General features: G+C 71.6%; 17 protein-coding genes. 10 read left to right on the top strand and 7 right to left on the bottom strand.

What is annotated here, in order from left to right; genetic code table 11:
* Positions 1-28 precede the first annotated feature (28 nt).
* Positions 29-2,497 (bottom strand): aminopeptidase N, encoded by a 2,469-nt coding sequence (pepN, locus tag E9934_RS15955; RefSeq protein WP_136563892.1) that lies wholly within the window; start codon positions 2,495-2,497, stop codon positions 29-31.
* Positions 2,498-2,551: 54 nt separating this feature from the next.
* Between pepN and E9934_RS15950 the strand changes: the two genes are divergently transcribed.
* The gene (locus E9934_RS15950) at positions 2,552-3,448 is read left to right on the top strand and encodes an SDR family NAD(P)-dependent oxidoreductase (protein WP_136563891.1); all 897 of its coding nucleotides are present in this window, start codon (positions 2,552-2,554) and stop codon (positions 3,446-3,448) included.
* Here the strand turns inward: E9934_RS15950 and E9934_RS15945 are convergent.
* Positions 3,441-4,136 (bottom strand): peptidylprolyl isomerase, encoded by a 696-nt coding sequence (locus E9934_RS15945; protein ID WP_238695006.1) that lies wholly within the window; start codon positions 4,134-4,136, stop codon positions 3,441-3,443. The two genes, E9934_RS15950 and E9934_RS15945, sit on opposite strands and share 8 nt — an antisense overlap.
* Positions 4,137-4,188: 52 nt before the next feature.
* Between E9934_RS15945 and E9934_RS15940 the strand changes: the two genes are divergently transcribed.
* The 5 genes from E9934_RS15940 (at position 4,189) to E9934_RS15920 (ending at position 8,509) form a co-directional block, all read left to right on the top strand.
* On the top strand, positions 4,189-5,058 hold the full coding sequence (locus E9934_RS15940; RefSeq protein ID WP_136563889.1) for an LLM class F420-dependent oxidoreductase: 870 nt from the start codon (positions 4,189-4,191) through the stop codon (positions 5,056-5,058).
* Positions 5,059-5,067: 9 nt separating this feature from the next.
* Positions 5,068-6,708 (top strand): ABC-F family ATP-binding cassette domain-containing protein, encoded by a 1,641-nt coding sequence (locus E9934_RS15935; RefSeq protein ID WP_136563888.1) that lies wholly within the window; start codon positions 5,068-5,070, stop codon positions 6,706-6,708.
* 63 nt (positions 6,709-6,771) lie between these two features.
* Entirely contained in the window at positions 6,772-8,016 is a 1,245-nt protein-coding gene (locus E9934_RS15930) for a Fic family protein (protein WP_136563887.1), read from the top strand.
* A 6-nt stretch (positions 8,017-8,022) separates the two neighbouring features.
* Positions 8,023-8,283, top strand: coding sequence for a DUF3253 domain-containing protein (locus E9934_RS15925; protein ID WP_136563886.1), 261 nt, complete (start codon positions 8,023-8,025; stop codon positions 8,281-8,283).
* Between the two features lie 73 nt (positions 8,284-8,356).
* Positions 8,357-8,509: a hypothetical protein gene (locus E9934_RS15920; RefSeq protein ID WP_202977352.1), complete on the top strand. Its 153-nt coding sequence runs from the start codon at positions 8,357-8,359 to the stop codon at positions 8,507-8,509.
* Between the two features lie 4 nt (positions 8,510-8,513).
* Here the strand turns inward: E9934_RS15920 and E9934_RS15915 are convergent, their stop codons facing one another.
* Entirely contained in the window at positions 8,514-9,296 is a 783-nt protein-coding gene (locus E9934_RS15915; protein ID WP_136563885.1) for an alpha/beta fold hydrolase, read from the bottom strand.
* Between the two features lie 93 nt (positions 9,297-9,389).
* On the opposite strand from E9934_RS15915, the gene E9934_RS20345 reads away from it, so the two are divergent.
* Entirely contained in the window at positions 9,390-11,183 is a 1,794-nt protein-coding gene (locus E9934_RS20345; protein WP_136563884.1) for a GNAT family N-acetyltransferase, read from the top strand.
* A gap of 242 nt (positions 11,184-11,425) precedes the next feature.
* On the opposite strand, the gene E9934_RS15905 is transcribed toward E9934_RS20345, so the two are convergent.
* Positions 11,426-11,743 (bottom strand): hypothetical protein, encoded by a 318-nt coding sequence (locus E9934_RS15905; protein WP_136563883.1) that lies wholly within the window; start codon positions 11,741-11,743, stop codon positions 11,426-11,428.
* Positions 11,744-11,745: 2 nt separating this feature from the next.
* Positions 11,746-12,627 carry a phage major capsid protein gene (locus tag E9934_RS15900; RefSeq protein WP_136563882.1) on the bottom strand — a complete coding sequence of 294 codons (882 nt, stop codon included), beginning with the start codon at positions 12,625-12,627 and terminating at the stop codon, positions 11,746-11,748.
* 272 nt (positions 12,628-12,899) lie between these two features.
* On the opposite strand from E9934_RS15900, the gene E9934_RS19705 reads away from it, so the two are divergent.
* Entirely contained in the window at positions 12,900-13,100 is a 201-nt protein-coding gene (locus E9934_RS19705) for a hypothetical protein (protein WP_158295030.1), read from the top strand.
* Positions 13,101-13,114: 14 nt separating this feature from the next.
* Positions 13,115-13,942: a tyrosine-type recombinase/integrase gene (locus E9934_RS15895; RefSeq protein ID WP_158295029.1), complete on the top strand. Its 828-nt coding sequence runs from the start codon at positions 13,115-13,117 to the stop codon at positions 13,940-13,942.
* Positions 13,943-13,973: 31 nt separating this feature from the next.
* Here E9934_RS15895 and E9934_RS15890 read toward each other — a convergent pair whose 3' ends face one another.
* On the bottom strand, positions 13,974-14,435 hold the full coding sequence (locus E9934_RS15890) for a VOC family protein (protein WP_136563880.1): 462 nt from the start codon (positions 14,433-14,435) through the stop codon (positions 13,974-13,976).
* Between the two features lie 101 nt (positions 14,436-14,536).
* Between E9934_RS15890 and E9934_RS15885 the strand changes: the two genes are divergently transcribed.
* Positions 14,537-15,409: a DMT family transporter gene (locus E9934_RS15885; protein WP_136563879.1), complete on the top strand. Its 873-nt coding sequence runs from the start codon at positions 14,537-14,539 to the stop codon at positions 15,407-15,409.
* Here E9934_RS15885 and E9934_RS15880 read toward each other — a convergent pair.
* On the bottom strand, positions 15,394-17,736 hold the full coding sequence (locus E9934_RS15880) for an ATP-binding cassette domain-containing protein (protein WP_136563878.1): 2,343 nt from the start codon (positions 17,734-17,736) through the stop codon (positions 15,394-15,396). The two genes, E9934_RS15885 and E9934_RS15880, sit on opposite strands and share 16 nt — an antisense overlap.
* Between the last annotated feature and the right edge of the window lie 5 nt (positions 17,737-17,741).

Below are 17,741 nucleotides of genomic sequence, written 5' to 3'. Positions count from 1 at the left end.
TCCCGACGGAACTCCGCCGGGCGCGCCGTCAGCCGCCGTTCAGCACCGCGCGGCGGCGTTCGAGCTCGTCCAGATGGTCCGTCAGCCGCCGTCGTACGGCGCCCGGGAGGTCGCGCTCGAGCGCGCGACGGGCGGCGGCGGCCGTGGCGTCGTCGAGGTGGCTGATCGGGAAGAACGCGCCGAGGACGACTCCCTGCACCCAGCCCTGGTGAGCGGCGATGAGCGTGTCGAGCTCCTCGAAGTAGGCGGCGGCGTAGGGCGCTGTCAGCTCCCGCTGGTCGGGACGCCACATGCCGACGCCCGCCGCCTCGATCTCGTAGTTGGGCACCGACACCTCGCCCGTGGCGCGTTGCCAGGCGAACGCCTTGGCCTCGGCCGTGGGCAGGGAGGCGACGGCGCGGGCGTGGTGCACGGTCGCCGCGCCGCTGGGCTCCTCGGCGAGCGCTGTGTCCAGCGCTGACCGGTCGGTGGCACCGATCTCGGCGAGGCGGCGACGGGCCTTCCAGCGCAGGTCCAGGTCGCCGGCGACCCCGTCGGGGAGGCTCGCGCCGGCGGCCCAACGCTCGAGCTCGGCGGCGTCGGCCGAGGTCAGGATCGTGGCGCGGAAGGCGGACAGCTGCAGCTCGGACCCCTTGACCGCGGCGTCGGTCGCGGCGCGCACCGCGTCGTGGAACCGCCCGGTGGTGCCGCCGGGACAGAGGGGGAGTGCGGTGTCGAGCGCCCACGGCAGCAGGTTGCGCACGCCGTCGGCGGTGTCCTCGACCGGCGGGGCCGCGACGAGGAGCTCGGCGACGTCGCGGACGTCGACCGCGTTGTCGAACAACGCCAGCCGCACGCTGTTCCACGTCGTCGCCCGCAGCTGGGGGGCGGTCATGGCGGGCACGAGCCGGGGAAGTGCCGCCATCGTCAGCGCGTCGGGCGGAGTGAGGGCCCACGTCGTCTCGCGGGCGTCCAGCAGCACCGGCGCGTCGCCGGCGGCGAGCGGCGTCGTGGGGCCGTCGAGCACCAGCGGCTCGACCTGCCACCCGCCGTCGCGGTGCACCGCGATGTCGAGCAGGTGCCTGCGCTGGGCTGGATGCGCCGCGGGGGAGGTGCGGATGACAGCGGCCGCCTCGCGTTCGACCCGCAGCGTGTCGGGCCCCGGCGTCAGCAACCAGTCGCGCACGAAGTCGTCCAGGTCGGCCACGCCCGCCGCCCGCTCCCAGCTGCCGAAGAGGTCGTGCATCGTCGCGTTGCCGAAGCGGTGGAGCTCGAAGTGCTCGCGCACACCGCCGAGGAAGGCCTCGTCGCCGAGCCGGGTGGCCAGCTGCCGCAGCACGTTGGAGCCGCGGGAGTAGGAGATGCCGTCGAAGTTCTGCAGCGCCGAGAGGGCGTCCTCGGCGGCGTTGCCGGCGACGGGGTGCGTCGTGGGGCGACAGTCGGCGGTCAGGCCCCACGTGCGGCGGGCGTAGGACTGGTGCAGCCACGCGTCGTCGTACTCCGTGGCGTCGGCGACGACCCGGTAGCCCATGTATTCGGCGAAGGACTCGTTGAGCCACAGGTCGTCCCACCACCGGGGGGTCACCAGGTTGCCGAACCACTGGTGGGCCATCTCGTGTGCCACGAGTGCGGCGCGGAAGCTGCGGTCGGCGCGGGTGGCCGTGCCGCTGTCATAGAGCAGCGGGTCGCGGATCGTGACGCAGCCGGGGTTCTCCATCGCCCCGGCGTTGAACTCGGGGACGAAGGCCTGGTGGTAGTCGCCGAAGGCATAGCGCACGCCGAAGAGCCGGTGCAGCTCGTCGAAGGACTGGCGGGTCAGGGTGAAGAGCTCGTCGGCCTCCCTCTCGAGGCTCGCGGCCAGGCTCTGTCGCGAGCTGAGTCCGAGGCGGATGCCGTCGTGCTCCGCCGCGAGGTGGTGATAGGGCCCGGCGACGAGGGTGACGAAATAGGTCGCCAACGGGGGAGTGGGGCCCAGCTCCCACTGCCGGGTGCGGCCGTCGCCGCCCGCCTCGCGCGCGGGCGCGTTGCCGGCCACGAACCAGTCGGCGGGCGCCGTCACGCGGAAGGAGTACGGCGCCTTCAGGTCGGGTTGGTCGAAGCAGGCGAAGATCGACGGGGCGGCGTCCATGAAGGACATGCCGTAGACGTAGGCGCGCCCGTCGGCGGGGTCGACGCTGCGGTGGAGACCCTCGCCGTCGTTGCGGAACGGCATCGTCGCCTCGACGACGAGCTCGTGCTCGCCGGCGTCGAGGGTGAGCGGCACGCGGCCGCGGTCCAGCAGTGCCGGGTCGAGCGGCAGCCCGTCGAGGGTGATCCGGTGCAGCGTCCGCGGCTTGACGTCGAGAAACGTGGACGTGGCCTGGCTCGTGAAGCGGATGGTGCTGTGTGAGGAGAAGGTCTCGTCGCCGATCGCGAGGTCGAGCGCGACGTCGTAGGACGTCACCTGCAGCGCCTGCGCGCGGTGCTCGGCCTCGGTGCGCGTCAGGCTGCGAGAATGACTGGTCGCGTCGTTCGCCATGCGCCCACACTAGGGACACTGCCGAGTCGCTCGGGAACCGATACCTTTCGCGTCATGCGTCCATGGACCCAGGTGCCGGCCCAGAGCGGGCGGCGCTTCGTGATCACCGGTGCCAACAGCGGGCTCGGCCTCGAGACCGCCCGGATCCTCGGCTCCCGCGGCGCGGAGATCGTGATGGCGTGCCGCAGCGTGGAGAAGGCGGAGGCGGCGGCTCGCACGGTGCCGGGTGTCGACAAGGGCCGGGTCACGGTGCGCCGCCTCGACGTCAGTGACCTGGGCTCGGTCCGCGCCTTCGTCGGCGAGATGGTCGCGGAGGGCCGACCGGTCGACGTACTCGTCAACAATGCGGGGGTCCTCGGTCTCCCGCTGCGCCGTTCGGCGGAGGGCATCGAGATGCACTTCGCCACCAACTACCTGGGGCCCTACGCACTGACCATGGGCCTGCTGCCGCTGGTGGGCGACCGGGTCGTGACGGTGAGCTCGCGCGAGCACCGCTCCGGCCGGATCGACCTCGACGACCTCGGTTGGGAGCGCCGGCCCTATGGAGCCTTCCCGGCCTATGCCCAGTCGAAGCTCGCGGACCTGCTCTTCATGGGCGAGCTCGACCGCCGGCTCCGGGCTGCCGGATCGTCCGTGCGGTCGGTGGGTGCGCATCCGGGCGCCTCGGCCACCCACATCACCAGTGGTACGACGAACCGCGTCTACGCCTTCATCGGGCACTACGGCTCGCGGCTGGTGAGCATGCCGGCCTGGCGCGGCGCTCTCTGCACGGTGCACGCGGCGACGATGGACGTGGCGGGCGGCGCCTACATCGGGCCGCACGGCCGGACCGAGCTGTGGGGCTGGCCGAGCGAGGCCCGGATGTCGTTGCTGGCGCGCGACGAGGTGCTGGCGAGGTCGCTGTGGCAGCGGTCGGTCGAGCTGACCGGCCTCGACCTGCCGGTCAGCTGATCTCGATGCTCTCGAAGGTGACCGGGTTGTTGGGGCGGCCGCCGCTGCTGCCGATCGAGGCCCAGTAGCTGTCGTTGCCGGCCGCGGTCGCCTCCTTCAGCGTCGCGAGGCTGGCCTCGTCGAGGTGGCCCCACACGGTGTAGCTCGGCGGGAACGACGAGTCGCCGAAGACGATGAAGAACTGACCCCCGCCCGAGTTGTCCTGACCGGTGTTGGCCATGGCCAGCGTGCCGGCAGGGTAGGTCTCGTCGCCGGCGATCTCGTCGGGGATCGTGTAGCCGGGACCGCCGCTGCCGACCGCCGGGTCGGGTGTCGCAGCGGTCGGGTCGAAGCCCGGGTCGCCGCACTGGAGGAACTCGAAGCCGGGGTCGTTGCCCTGACGGTGGCAGGACGTGTCGTCGTAGTAGCCCTGCTCGGCGAGGGACTCGAAGGAGGCGACGGTGCAGGGCGCCTTGTCGGCGTCGAGGATCGCGGTGAGGTCGCCGATCGAGGTGTGCAGCACCGCGGTCACCTCGCCCGAGACCTCGGGCTCGCTGGGCGGCGCGGTGACGTCTCGCGCGGGGGTGCCACCGGAGACGTAGTTGCACGCCGTGTCGGGTCCGGAGGCGCTGCCGGACTCCTCGTCGCCGCAGGCGGCGAGGAGGGGGAGGAGCAGCAGGGGAGCGGCCAGGGCCAGACGCGATCGCATGGCGCGCATCGTACGCAGGCGGTCCGCGCACCTCGGGCGTAGGTTGGCCGACATGGACCTCGGCATCCACTACGCGACCTTCACCCACCCCGACTGGCAGTCGACGCTGACGGACCGGCTCGACGAGACCGTGCGGATCGCCGACGAGGGCGGCATCTCCCTGGTCACCGGCATGGACCACTACTTCCAGATGGTCGACTTCGGTGGCCCCTTCGAGCCGATGCTCGAGGGCTACACGACCCTCGGCTACCTCGCTGCCCGCACCGAGCGGGTGCACCTCGGCCTCCTCGTCACCGGCGTCACCTACCGCCACCCCGGCCTCCTGGCCAAGGTCGTCTCCACCCTCGACGTGCTGTCGCGGGGTCGTGCGTGGCTGGGGATCGGTGCGGCCTGGTACGACCGCGAGCACGCCGGCCTCGGCGTCCCGTTCCCGCCACTGGCCGAGCGCTTCGAGCGATTGGAGGAGACGATCCGCATCGCCGAGCAGATGTGGAGCGACGACGACGGTCCGTTCGACGGCGAGCACTACCAGCTCGCGGAGACCCTCTGCCTGCCGCGGCCCGTCCGTGGCCGCGTGCCGCTGATGATCGGTGGCCAGGGCGAGCGCAAGACGCTGCGGATGGTCGCGCAGTACGCCGACGCCTGCAACCTGTTCACCGGCGACGGCGTACCTGGCGTGGCCGGCAAGCTCGACGTGCTGCGCCGTCACTGCGACGACCTCGGGCGCGACTACGACGCCATCCGCAAGACGATCCTCTGGTTCGGCGACCCGGTCGGCGAGGCCGACCGCTTCGCCCGCGAGATGGAGCAGTACGCCGACCTCGGGGTCACTCTCGCGACCTTCATGCCGGCTTCCGAGGACCCCGCCGCGTGGACGTCCGAGGTCGTTAACGAGGTGCTGCCGAGGGTGGCGGGCCTCTAGTCTCTGCGGGTGAACGCGACGATCAAGGTGAGCGGCCTCGCCGCCGGCCACGGCGCGACGGCGCTCTTCTCGGACCTCGACGTGGTGATCGCGCCGGGCGACGTCATCGGTCTCGTCGGCCCCAACGGCGCGGGGAAGTCGACGCTGCTGCGCACGCTTGCCGGCGAGCTCAGCGCGGAGTCGGGCACGATCACGCTCGCGCCGTCATCGGCGACGGTCGGCTACCTGCCCCAGGAGACCGAGCGGATCGAGGGAGAGACGCTGCGCGGCTTCCTCGCCCGTCGTACCGGCGTGGCGGCGGCGCAGTGTGCCTTCGACGAGGCGACGGCGCGGCTGGAGGCGGGGGAGCCGGGGACCGACGACGCCTACGCGGAGGCGTTGGAGCGGTGGCTGGCGCTCGGCGCGCCGGACCTCGACGAGCGCGCCGAAGCCGTGGTCGCGGACGTCGGCCTGACGGTGGAGCTCGAGCAGCCGATGACATCACTGTCCGGCGGGCAGGCCGCCCGCGCCGGGCTCGCGAGCCTGCTGTTGTCGCGCTACGACGTGTTCCTGCTCGACGAGCCCACCAACGACCTCGACCTGGACGGTCTGGATCGCCTGGAGCGCTTCGTGGCCGGGATCAACGTCGCGGCGGTGATCGTCAGCCACGACAGGGAGTTCCTGGCCCGCACGGTCAACCGGATCGTCGAGCTCGACCTGCACCAGCGCTCCGTCAACCTCTACGGCGGGGGCTACGACGCCTGGCTGACCGAGCGTGAAGTGGCTCGTCGTCACGCGCGCGAGGCCTATGAGGACTACGCCGACACCGTCTCCACGCTGCAGGGCCGGATCACCACGCAGCGCAACTGGGCGGCCCAGGGCGTCCGCAACGCGCGGCGCAGCATCAACAACGAGCCGGACAAGTCGATCCGGCGCTTCCGCACGGAGTCCAGCGAGAAACAGGCCGCCAAGGTGCGGCAGTCCGAGCGTGCGCTCGAGCGGCTCGAGGAGGTCGAGGAGCCACGCAAGGAGTGGGACCTGCGCCTCGAGAGCGCCACCGCCACGCGCTCGGGCGCGGTCACGGCGGCGTTGCGCGATGCCGTCGTACGACGCGGCGACTTCACGCTCGGTCCCGTCGACCTCGAGATCGGCTGGGCGGAGAAGGTCGCGATCACCGGCCCCAACGGCTCCGGCAAGTCGACGCTGCTCGCGGCCCTGCTCGGCCGGGTGCCGCTCGAGCAGGGGAGCGGCCACCTGGGGCCCGGTGTCGTGGTCGGCGAGGTCGACCAGGCGCGCCGGCTCTTCGAGGGCGACGAGCCGCTGGTCGACGCCTTCCAGCGCCAGGTCCCCGACCGCGCGCCCGAGCCCGTGCGCACGTTGCTGGCGAAGTTCGGCCTGAAGGCCGACCACGTCCTGCGCCCGGCGACCACCCTGTCGCCGGGCGAGCGCACCCGCGCCGCGCTGGCGCTGTTGCAGGCCAGGGGAGTGAACCTGCTGGTGCTCGACGAGCCGACCAATCACCTGGACCTGCCGGCGATCGAGCAGTTGGAGACCGCACTCGCCGACTATCCGGGAACGTTGCTGCTCGTGACCCACGACCGCCGCATGCTCGAGGCGGTCGCGACGACCCGTGAGCTGCGGGTCGAGCGCGGCATCGTCACTGAGCACTAGCCGCCGCCCGCGCGGCCCGTCGCTTACACCACTTTAATCGATAAAGTAGTGTAAGGTGTCCGGATGGACCATGCTGCGCAGTCCTCGGCCACCGTTGCGGTGGCCTGGGAGCAACGCGAGTGGAAGCAGTCCGTCGAGCGTCCGGCGTCGCGACGCCAGCAGCTCGCGGCGCGCGGTTCCTACCGGGCAGCCGTCCCGGCTGCGATCGCCGACCTCGACGTCCCAGTGGCCGCATCGCTCCAGGCCGAGGCCGAGGACGCGGTCCGCGAGATCGCGCGCTTCGACGCCGAGGTGACGGCGATCGGGCGGCGCCGCGCCGACTCGTCGGACGCAGGGGGAGTGCCGGCAGCGGTGGCGCCGCTGGCCGCCGTGCTGCTGCGGACCGAGTCGGCGTCGTCCTCCCAGATCGAGGGCGTCACGGCCGGCGCCCGGGCCCTCGCACTGGCGGCGATCGACGCCCAGGTCGACCCGAACGCCCAGCTGGTCACGGCCAATGTCGCCGCCATGCAGCGGGCGATCGACCAGGCCGACCGGATCAGCGTGACGGCGCTGCTGGCCGCCCACCGTGAGCTGCTGGCCGGGCACGATCACGCGGCGCCGGGGGAGTTGCGCGAGCAGCAGGTCTGGATCGGCGGCTCTGCGCCCAGTCCGCACGGGGCATCCTTCGTGCCGCCGCACCACGAGCGCGTGTCCGCGGCGATGGAGGACTTGGTCGCGTTCGTGGGTCGGGTGGACCTGCCCGTCCTGATCCAGGTCGCCGTCGCGCACGCGCAGTTCGAGACGATCCACCCGTTCAACGACGGCAACGGCCGCATCGGCCGCACCCTGGTGCACGCGATGCTGCGCCACGCCGGCGTCACCCAACCCCTCACCGTCCCGGTCTCGGCCGGCCTGCTCACCGACACCGACGACTACTTCGACGCGCTCACCGCCTATCGCCAAGGCGTGGTCGAGCCGATCGTCCGTCGGTTCGTCGACGCGTCCTTCCGCGCCATCGACAACGGGCGACACCTCGTCGACGACCTCGAGGCCGTGCACGACGCCTGGGGCGAGCGGCTGCCGTCGCGGCGCGGCTCGGCAGCCCGCCGGCTGCTGCCACACCTGCTGAGCCAGCCGGCGATCACCATCGGTCACGTCGAGCAGGTCACCGGCGTGGCGCTGTCGGCGGCACAGCGAGCCGTCGAGCAGCTGGAGTCCGCTGGCGTCGTACGACGCATCGGCACGGGCCGCCGCAACCGCATCTGGCTCGCGCCTGACGTGATCGACGCCCTGGACGCCTTTGCGGAGCGGGTCGGACGGAGGGGCTGAGACGTTATGTCACCACGTCGGGGCGAGGAGCAACTCGAGCGCACGATCCTCGAGCTCCTCGCGCAACGGCGCCCGGGGGCCACGATCTGCCCGTCCGACGCAGCGCGAGCCGCGGCGGCCGACGACGACTGGCGGGCGCTGATGGAGCCGGTGCGCGCTGCGGCCCGGTCGTTGGTGGCGCGCGGCGTCGTCGAGGTGACGCAGGGGGGACGCGTGGTGGATCTGGACGGGGCAGTGGGGCCGATCCGGATGAGAAGTCGCCGCTGAAAGCGTTCCGTTCGGCGTGAACTGACATAATGTCACTTATCGGCGCTCTAGTATCGACGAGTACGAGTTCGTGGTGCACCCGGTCCTGGCTGGACGCGGCCCCACGTTGCTCGCCGGCCTGCGGGAGCGCATCCAGCTGGAGCTCGTGGCGCGCCATGACTTCCGCTCCGGCGCGTCCGTCCTGCGGTTCCGTCCTGTGCGAGCGGCGCTGCAACAGGGGTTCTGACCCGTCACCGGTGGACCGACACGACCTGTTCGTGCAGCAGGTGTGGCCAACGTGCCAGGTCGGTAGGCGTGCGCGCGATGACCAGCGCACTGCCGCGGATCAGGCGGCTGATGGTCTCGGCGGTGCTCAACGGATGCGACGGGTCGTCGGTCCAGGCCAGCACCGTCGTCGGTACGGCGATGCGGGCGATCAGGTCCGGAGCCGGCAGGTCGGTCAGCGCGGCGCCGCGGAACAGTGTGGGCAGCAGTGCCACGTCGACGTCGGGCACGGTGGGCGGCGCATCGACGGTCGCCGGCGGAGGCGGCGTCGCGGCGCCCGCGGAGATGAAGGCATCCATTCCGCCGGCCTCGACCAAGTCGGCCGCGGTCCGGTAGTCGTCCGCCTTCGATCTCCGGGTGGCCCAGGCAGTCGGCGGTACGACCAGGGTGAGTGCGGAGAAGCGGTCGGGCGCCCGCGTGATTGCGTGCAGCAGGGTTCCGCAGCCCATCGAGGGCCCGACACCGTGCACCTGCTCCCCCGGGAAAACGTGGTCGAGGATCTGCAGCAGGTCGTCGGCGAGGTTGTCCCAGCGGTAGTCCTCCGGCACGGTCCTGCCGGTGGACCGTCCGTGCCCGCGCGCGTCGTAGCGCAGCAGCCGCGTGCCGCTGAGGCCGCGGCCCAGGTCGAGGTCGAGCACCCGGTCGCGGTAGCGGCTCGAGGTGAGGCCGTGCAGCTGCACGACCGGCTCGCCGCCCTCGTCGCTGATCTCCCAGTCGAGGTCCGCACCGGACACGGGGAACGTTGGCACCGGTGGCTCCTGCGAGTTCTGCGCTGGTCGGCGCGGGTCTTCAGATGTGCCGGCTGCGCTGCTGGCGGTGGCCCTGGCCCTACAGTGTGGCGCATGCGGCTGACGAACGTGGCGCATCTGCGGCTCCCGTTCGGCCGGCTGATGGGCTACGACCTCCAGGTGTCGGCGCCGGGCGCTGAGCTGCCCGTCTCCTTCGATCAGGGCCGCCACGTGGGTGCCGGCACGCGGGCCGGCTCGTGGATGGCGCTGTCCTTCCGGCTGACCGGCCCCCACGGCCTGGCCGACATCGAGGAGGCGTGGCGCGCCGTCGTCCTCCGGCACGGCACGCTGCGCACGGCCTTCTCCCCCGGTTCCGCCGGCCCGCGTCTGCACGAGGTGAGGATCGGCGAGGGCAGTTGGCGAGAGCACCCGATCGCCCCGGGACAGGCGGTCAACGAGGCGCTGCGTGAGGTCCTCGACACGGCGTGCACCTCCTATGCCGCGCCCTCGCACCGGCTGTGCGTCCTCGAGACCGCCGACGGGCCGACGGTCGTCGTCGCCGCCGACCATGCCCATGTCGACATGTGGTCGATGCTCGTGATCGCCCGGGACCTCCTCGCAGCCATGGCGGCGCGCCGCTCCGGACAGGAGCCGTTCGCCGGGGACCCCGCTCCCCCGCCGTTCGCGGCTCACACGACGGCGCTGCGCGAGCGCCCCCAGGCGCCCCAGGACGTCCGGGACCGGTGGGCGCAGATCCTCGGCGACTCCGGCGACGTGATGCCTCGCTTCCCGATGGGCCTCGGTGAGAGCGACGGGCCTCAGCGGGAACGGGTGGAGGTCCGCGACGTCCTCGACGTCGACGCTGCTGCGGCCCTCGGTGCCGGCGCCGCGCAAGCTGGAGTCTCGACGCTTTCGATCGTCGTTGCCGAGATGACCAGGGTCACGCGGGTTCTCGCAGACGAGCCGCTCCGTGCGGTCTTCCCCGTCCACAGCCGCTTTGAGCCGTCCTGGCACGACTCCGTCGGCTGGTTCATCACGAACTCCGTGATCGAGTGTGACGACCCGGAGCCGGCCGGCGCCGCGGCCGCCGTCAAGGAGGCGGTGCACCTCGGCTCGTGGCCGCTCGCCGAGGTGCTCGTGCCCTGGGGTGGGATGCCCGAGGCGCCGGGGATGTTCGCGATCTCGTGGCTCGACCTGCGCCGCCTGCCGGTTCGCCTCGACGCCTCCGGGATCGAGGCGCAGTATGTGGGCGCTTCGATCCTCACTGACGGCGTGATGCTCTGGTTCGTGCTCGACGACACCGGGCTGCACCTGCGCTGCCGCTACCCGGACACCGCCGAGGCCCGCCGCAACGTGGGGCGCTGGTTGGACCGACTCATCGCGGGCCTCCGGAATGCCGCCCGTGCCGATGACGCGCGGGCCCTCACCGTCGCCGGGACCACCTACCGCATCGAGCGCGCCCGGCGCAGCGATGTCCCCGCTGTCGTCGCGCTCCTCGCCGACGACGAGATCGGAGCGGCACGCGAGAGCGGCGACATCGCCCGCTACGAGGCCGCCTTCGACGGCGTCGCGCGCGACCCAGCTCAGTTCTTGGCCGTCGTCCGCGATGCCGGCGGCTCCGTGGTCGCGACGATGCAACTCAGCATCGTCGCGGGCCTGAGCCGCGGCGGCGCGACCCGACTGCAGATCGAGGGGGTCCGCGTCGCCGCTGGCCTGCGCGGCCGGGGCCTCGGTGCACTGATGCTCGACTGGGCCCACGACCACGGGCGTGCCCGTGGTGCCACCCTTGCCCAGCTCACCACGGACGACCAGCGCGCCGACGCGCTCCGCTTCTATGCCCGCCTCGGGTACGACGCCACCCATACCGGGCTCAAGAAGCAGCTCCGGGTCGAGCGGACCGGCACCTGATCCCTCAGTCCAGGCAGAACTCGTTGCCCGGCCTCGTTTGTGCAGGTCACAGAGACGACCGATGTACACACGCTTAGCGTCTGACCTGCGAAAACGTGTGTACACAGGCTTAGCCGCGCAGGTCAGGGTGTACAGCCGCTTAGCGGTCTGATTCCGTCCCGATCTGGCACGTGGGTGGCACGTCGCTCCCCTTGCCTCCGCCAACGAGCCGGTCGACCGGCACCGGGCATCGGTCGACCGGCTCAGGCCGTACGCCTCCGGTACGGGTTGAGCAGGAGGCTCTCCAAGTAGGTGAAGCCGAGCACAGGCAGGTCGGCGCTCTGCCCGTCGGTGGAGACGCTGCGCGTCGCCTTGGGGTTGGTCGCGACGCGGGCGGCGAGGTGCAGCGCGACCGCCGCGACGACGGGCGGGGCGGGCTCGCCGGGACGCAGCCGGGAGCAGTACGCCTGCGTGTACGTCGAGGCGGTCGCAGCGGCCACGTCAGCCACTGCGACCGCGCTCGACGGCGCGTTGATCTTGCCGAGGTACTCGACGAGCGCCTCGGCCTCGACGAGGGCCATGCTCAGGCCGCCGTGACGCCTTCGAGGAGCACGACCGCGTCAGGGTTGAGCGGCGCAGCGTCGTACCGGGCCACAACGCGGATGCCCTGCTCGTCGGTGTCGGCGTAGCGCTCGCGCAGCACGGTCACGCTCGGCGCCATGTCCCGCGCGACAGCCACCTGCGACATGTCGGCGACGGCGACCGTCGAGGCGCCCGCGACCTGCGGCAGCCGGTTGGTCACGACCACCTGCACGCCGTGGATGCGGTAGACGCCGTCCGCGGTCGGGTCGGGCTGCAAGAGGTAGCGCCCCTGCCCGTCCTTCAACTTGCGCACGGCGATGAACACGTTGGACCGCATGAAGATGCGGGCCTTGGCGGGGTCGACGTTGGCGGCGAGGAGGAGGCCGACGGCGTCGAGGATGTCGTCAGGGTTGATCGCACCGATGCCGGTCAGCGACTGCACGCCCGCGTAGTTGATGAGCCCGACCGGAGCGCGTAGGCCGTTGGCGGGGTTCACGGCGCCGTCACCGGCGAAGAACGCGGTGTCGAGCACGGCCTGCACGTCGGTCACCAACTTGTCGCGCAGGGCGCTGTCGAGCGCGACGACGGACGAGCGGGCCAACTCGTTGCTGTACCGGGTGATGACCTTCAACGAGGCCACGCCGTCGAGCAGGATGACGTCGTCGAACGAGGCTTCGGCCTCGGTGATCTGCTCGCCCTCGCCGTGCCAGCCGGGCGCGGTCATGCCGGTCAGTCGGGGGATGCGGACGCGGCCGGAGTGCGTCACGTCGAAGATGCGCGGGCCGGAGGCGAGGAACACGGACCGGGCTTCGAGCGGGCGGACGAGGATCGCCTGCACCTGCTCGCGGGTCAGTTCTTGCGCGTTGGTGGTGTCGTTGGGCATGGGTGGGCTCCATCGCAGTCGGGATGATCTGCGAGGAGGCGCCCGGCCAACCTCGATTCCGCTGCGTCGGCGCCCGGCCTTCGCTGCAGTCTTGCCCGAGTCACCCCCGGCCCGGCTAGCACCGGGACCGGGGGATCGTCAGAGCGTCGCGGTGTTCGCACTCCGCACTTGCGCCGCTCGGGAACCAGACCTCGCGGCGCATGTCCAACGCTAGATGCGCGACCCCCGTAGCGTCTCGCCGAGCACAGGCCAAAAGCCGATATCGTCAGCGTGTGCCAGCCATTCGACTGAGGTCAGACGCCACGATCGGCCTGCTGCTCGCCGACCTGTTCGTGCTGTGGTTCGCCCTTGGCTCGGCACGCGATGCCGAGGCGCCGACTTGGATTCGTGTCGTGAGCCTCGTCGTGGTGGTGCTGGCGGTCGCGTTCGCCGTGCACTCTCTCGTGTCGTTGCTGCGGCGGCGCCGCGCCTAGGCACGCTCGGCCGGATGACGCTCGGGAACGTGAAGCCGACCCACGTGCGCGAGTGGCTGACTGAGCGCGGCGAGGTGCTGGCGCCGAGCACCTTGAAGTACGTGCGCACCTTCCTCGCCGCCGTCATGGCCAGCGCTCGCGACGACCGCCTCATCACGTGGTCACCCGTCGAGGGCGTCACGGTGAAGGCCGCCGGGCGCAGCACGAAGGCGTACCGGCAGGAGGTGCTGACCGACGAGCAGGTCGAGGCCCTGCGCAAGGCGATGCCCGAGCGGTACCACGCCCTCGTGACCCTGCTCGCGGTCGCCGGGCTGCGCATCGGCGAGGCGCTGGCGCTGACGGTCGACGACATCGACCGCGAGGCCGGGGTCATCCACGTGCGCCGCTCGATGGCGCCCAACGGCAAGACGGCCGGGCCGGTGAAGTCGGCGCAGTCCGATCGCGCCGTGCCAGTCCCCCGTGACCTCGTGAAGGTGCTGTCGGCGCACATGCTCGCCTTTCCGCCTCTCGACCACGTCCTCGGGCGACTGGTGTTCTCGACGCCCACCGGGTTGCCGGTGCGGTACCACCGGCTGCGCTGGCAGTTCGAGCAGGCAGCCATCAAGGCCGAGGTGCCCGGCGCGACGCCGCACGCCCTGCGCCACCGGGCAGGCTCGGTGCTGCTGAACGCAGGCGTGCCAGCCGCGACCGTGGCACGCGCTCTCGGGCACACCGAGCGCGTCCTGCTCGACATCTACAGCCACGCGCTGCCGGAGGGCGACGACCTGCTGCGGGCCGCGATGGCACAGCGCGCCCGGTCTGGCACCGATGTGGCACGGAAGGGCCTCCGGGTCGCGAAGTAGCGCTCTGACCTGCGCAGACTCGTACGGTCGATCAGTCCAGGCAGAACTCGTTGCCCTCGGGGTCGGCGAGCACCAGGTGGCCCGCACTCATGGGCGGAGTTGGCTCGAAACGGGCGAGCCGCGTGGCGCCGAGCGCGACCAGACGGGCACACTCCTCCTCGAGCGCCGCCATCCGCTCCTCCCCCGCCAGGCCGGGCGCCGCGCGGACGTCGAGGTGCACCCTGTTCTTGGCGACCTTGTCCTCGGCCACCTGCTGGAAGAACACGCGGGGCCCGCTGCCGTCGGGGTGCTCGATGGCCGAGCGGCTGTTGCGCTGCGAGGCGGGCACGCCGAGCTGCTCGAGGAAGGCCTCCCACGCGGCCCAGGGGTCGTCGCCGGCAGCGAGCGGGACCCCGGGCGGACCGGGAATGACGTAGTCGAGCGCCTCGGCCCAGAAGGTCGACAGGGCGCGGGGGTCGTGGGCGTCGAACGTGACCTGGATGTCTCGGCTCATGACACTGGTCTACCGGCGACCACCGACAACCCACCGCATGTCGACTGACCCGCATCACGGTGGTGGGTGAATAAATCCCGCACGGTTGGCCTTGGGTCGTCATGACCTCCCGCTGGATCGCCGTGACCGCCGTGGCCCCGCTGGCGTGGGGGGCGAACTACGTGGTCATCCGGCAGCTGCTGCCGCCCGAGCTCCCCCTGTGGGGCTCGGCGTTGCGCGCGCTCCCCGCGGCCGCTCTCCTGCTCCTGCTGGCCCGTGCACTGCCCCGCGGCGGTTGGTGGTGGCGCTCGGCCGTGCTCGGCGTGCTGAACGTCGGTGCGTTCTTCCTGCTGATCTACCTGGCTGCCCAGGCCCTGCCGTCGTCGATCGCCGCGTCGGTGATGGCGTTGAGTCCGGTGGCGCTGGCGGGCGCCGGCTGGCTCCTGATCGGCGAGCGCATCACACCCCGTGTCGTCATCGGCGGCGTGAGCGGCATCGTCGGGGTGCTCCTGCTCATCGGCGCGTCCAGCGGCTCGCTCAGCGTCCGGGGACTGCTCGCCTCACTGGGTGCGCTGACCCTCAACGGCATCGGCTCCGTGCTCGCGAAGAAGTGGTCCGACGGCACGCCCATCCTGGCGACCACCGCCTGGCAGATGGCCGTCGGCGGCCTCCTCCTCGGACTGGTGGCGGTGGCCGTCGAAGGGGCTCCGCCCGAGCCGACGCCCGAGGTGGTCGCCGGAGTCGCCTTCGTCAGCGTCCTCGGCACGGCCCTCGCCTTCGTCTGCTGGTTCACCGGTCTGGCGCACCTGCGGGCGGGCCAGGTGGGGGTGATCGGGTTGCTCAACCCCGTGACCGGCGTGCTCCTCGGTGCGATGGTCGCCCACGAGTCGCTGACGCCGCTGCAGTGGCTCGGCCTCACGGTCGCCCTGGCGGGGATCGGCGTCGCCAATACGCGCGGCGCCAGCACCAGCGCGACCGCTCAGCCGCCGACGTAGTCCGCCAGGTGCTCCCCCGTGAGCGTCGCCCGCTGAGCAACCAGGTCCGCCGGCGTGCCCTCGAAGACCACCGTGCCACCGTCGTGGCCGGCGCCCGGCCCGAGGTCGATGATCCAGTCGGCATGCGCCATCACGGCCTGGTGGTGCTCGATGACGATGACCGACTTGCCGGAGTCGACGAGCTTGTCCAGCAGGCGCAGCAGATTGTCGACGTCAGCCAGGTGCAGGCCCGTCGTCGGCTCGTCGAGGACGTAGACGCCGCCCTTCTCCTTCAGGTGCAGGGCGAGCTTGACCCGCTGCCGCTCGCCGCCGGAGAGGGTGTTGAGGGGCTGACCGAGGGTCAGGTAGCCGAGCCCGACGTCCGCGAGCCGGCTCAGGATGTCGGCCGCCGCGGGCACCTTGGTGTCGGGGGCCGAGAACAGCTCGAGCGCCCTCTCCACCGGGAGGTCGAGCACCTCGGCGATGTTGAGCCCGCCGAGTCGGTAGTCGAGCACCGCGGCCTGGAAGCGCTTGCCCCCGCAGTCCTCGCACGGCGTGGACACCGTGTCCATGAACCCGAGCTCGGTGACGATGACGCCCGAGCCCTTGCAGGTCGGGCACGCGCCCTCCGAGTTGGCGCTGAACAGGGCCGGTTTGACGTCGTTGGCCTTCGCGAAGGCCTTGCGGATCGGCTCCAGCAGGCCCGTGTACGTCGCCGGGTTGGACCGGCGCGAGCCCTTGATGGCGCCCTGGTCGATCGCCACGACGCCCTCGCGCCCGACCACCGAGCCGTGGATCAGTGAGCTCTTGCCCGAGCCCGCGACACCGGTGACCACCGTGAGCAGGCCCAGCGGGATGTCGACGTCGACGTCGCGCAGGTTGTGGGAGTCCGCCCCGCGGATCTCGAGCACACCGCTGCGCTCCCGCACGGCGTCCTTGAGCGACGCCCGGTAGGACAGGTGCTCGCCGGTGCGGGTCCCGGACGCCCGGAGGCCTTCGACCGTGCCCTGGAAGACCACCTCGCCGCCGGCGCTGCCGGCCGCCGGACCCATGTCGATCACGTGGTCGGCGATCGCGATCGTCTCCGGCTTGTGCTCCACGACCAGCACGGTGTTGCCCTTGTCGCGCAGCTCCAGCAGCAGGTTGTTCATCCGCTCGATGTCGTGCGGGTGGAGGCCGATGGTCGGCTCGTCGAAGACGTAGGTGACGTCGGTCAGCGCCGAGCCGAGGTGGCGCACCATCTTGGTGCGCTGCGCCTCGCCGCCCGACAGGGTGCCGGACGGCCGGTCCAGCGAGAGATAGCCGAGGCCGATGTCGACGAAGGAGTCGAGCAGGTGGAGGAGCTTGCCGATGAGCGGCGCCACTCCCGGGTCGTCGATGGTGCGCAGCCACTCGGCGAGATCGGTGACCTGCAGCGCCGCCGCCTCACCGATGTTGCGGCCCTTGATGGTGACCGACCGCGCGGACTCGTTGAGCCGCGTGCCGTCGCAGGCGCTGCAGGTGCCGAAGACCGCGGCGCGCTCGACGAACGCCCGGATGTGGGGCTGGAGCGAATCGACGTCCTTGGCGAACATCGCCTTGCGGATCTTGGGGATCAGGCCCTCGTAGGTGATGTTGATCTTGTCGACCTTGATCTTGCGCGGCTCGGCGTAGAGGAAGTCCTGCCGCTCCGCCTTCGTGTACTTCGCGACCGGCTTCTCCGGCGGCAGCACCGCCTTGAACGCCGCGACCATCCAGCCGTCGGCCGTGTAGCCGGGCACCAGCACCGCGCCCTCGACCAGCGACTTGCTCTCGTCGACGATCTGGCTCAGGTCGAGGTCGGAGACGGTCCCCCGGCCCTCGCACTGCGGGCACATGCCGCCGAGGTAGACCTGCTGCTTGATGACGTTCTTCTTGCCCGACTCCGTCACCGAGGCGCCGCCGACCGTGGTCGTCGGGATGTTGAACGAGAAGGCCGTGGGGCCGCCGATCGAGGGCGCGCCGATCCGGGAGAACAGCGACCGCAGCATGGCGTGGGCGTCGGTCACCGTGCCGAGCGTCGACCGGGGGTTGGCCCCCATCCGCTCCTGGTCGACGAGGATGGCCGTGGTCAGGCCCTCGAGCACGTCGACCTCGGGTCGCGGCAGGGTGGGCATGAACCCTTGGACGAACGTCGAATAGGTCTCGTCGATCAGCCGCCGCGACTCCGCGGCGATCGTCCCGAAGACCAGGGAGCTCTTCCCGGACCCGGAGACCCCGGTGAACACGGTGAGGCGGCGCTTGGGGATCTCGACGTCGACGTGCTTGAGGTTGTTCTCGCGGGCGCCCTGGACGCGGATCAGGTCGTGGGAGTCGGCAGCGTGATTCACGGCGA

Source organism: Nocardioides caeni, from assembly GCF_004912195.1.
Taxonomy (GTDB): domain Bacteria; phylum Actinomycetota; class Actinomycetes; order Propionibacteriales; family Nocardioidaceae; genus Nocardioides; species Nocardioides caeni.
Note: the sequence above shows the minus strand (reverse complement) of the source record. Positions and strands in the feature narration are given on the sequence as shown.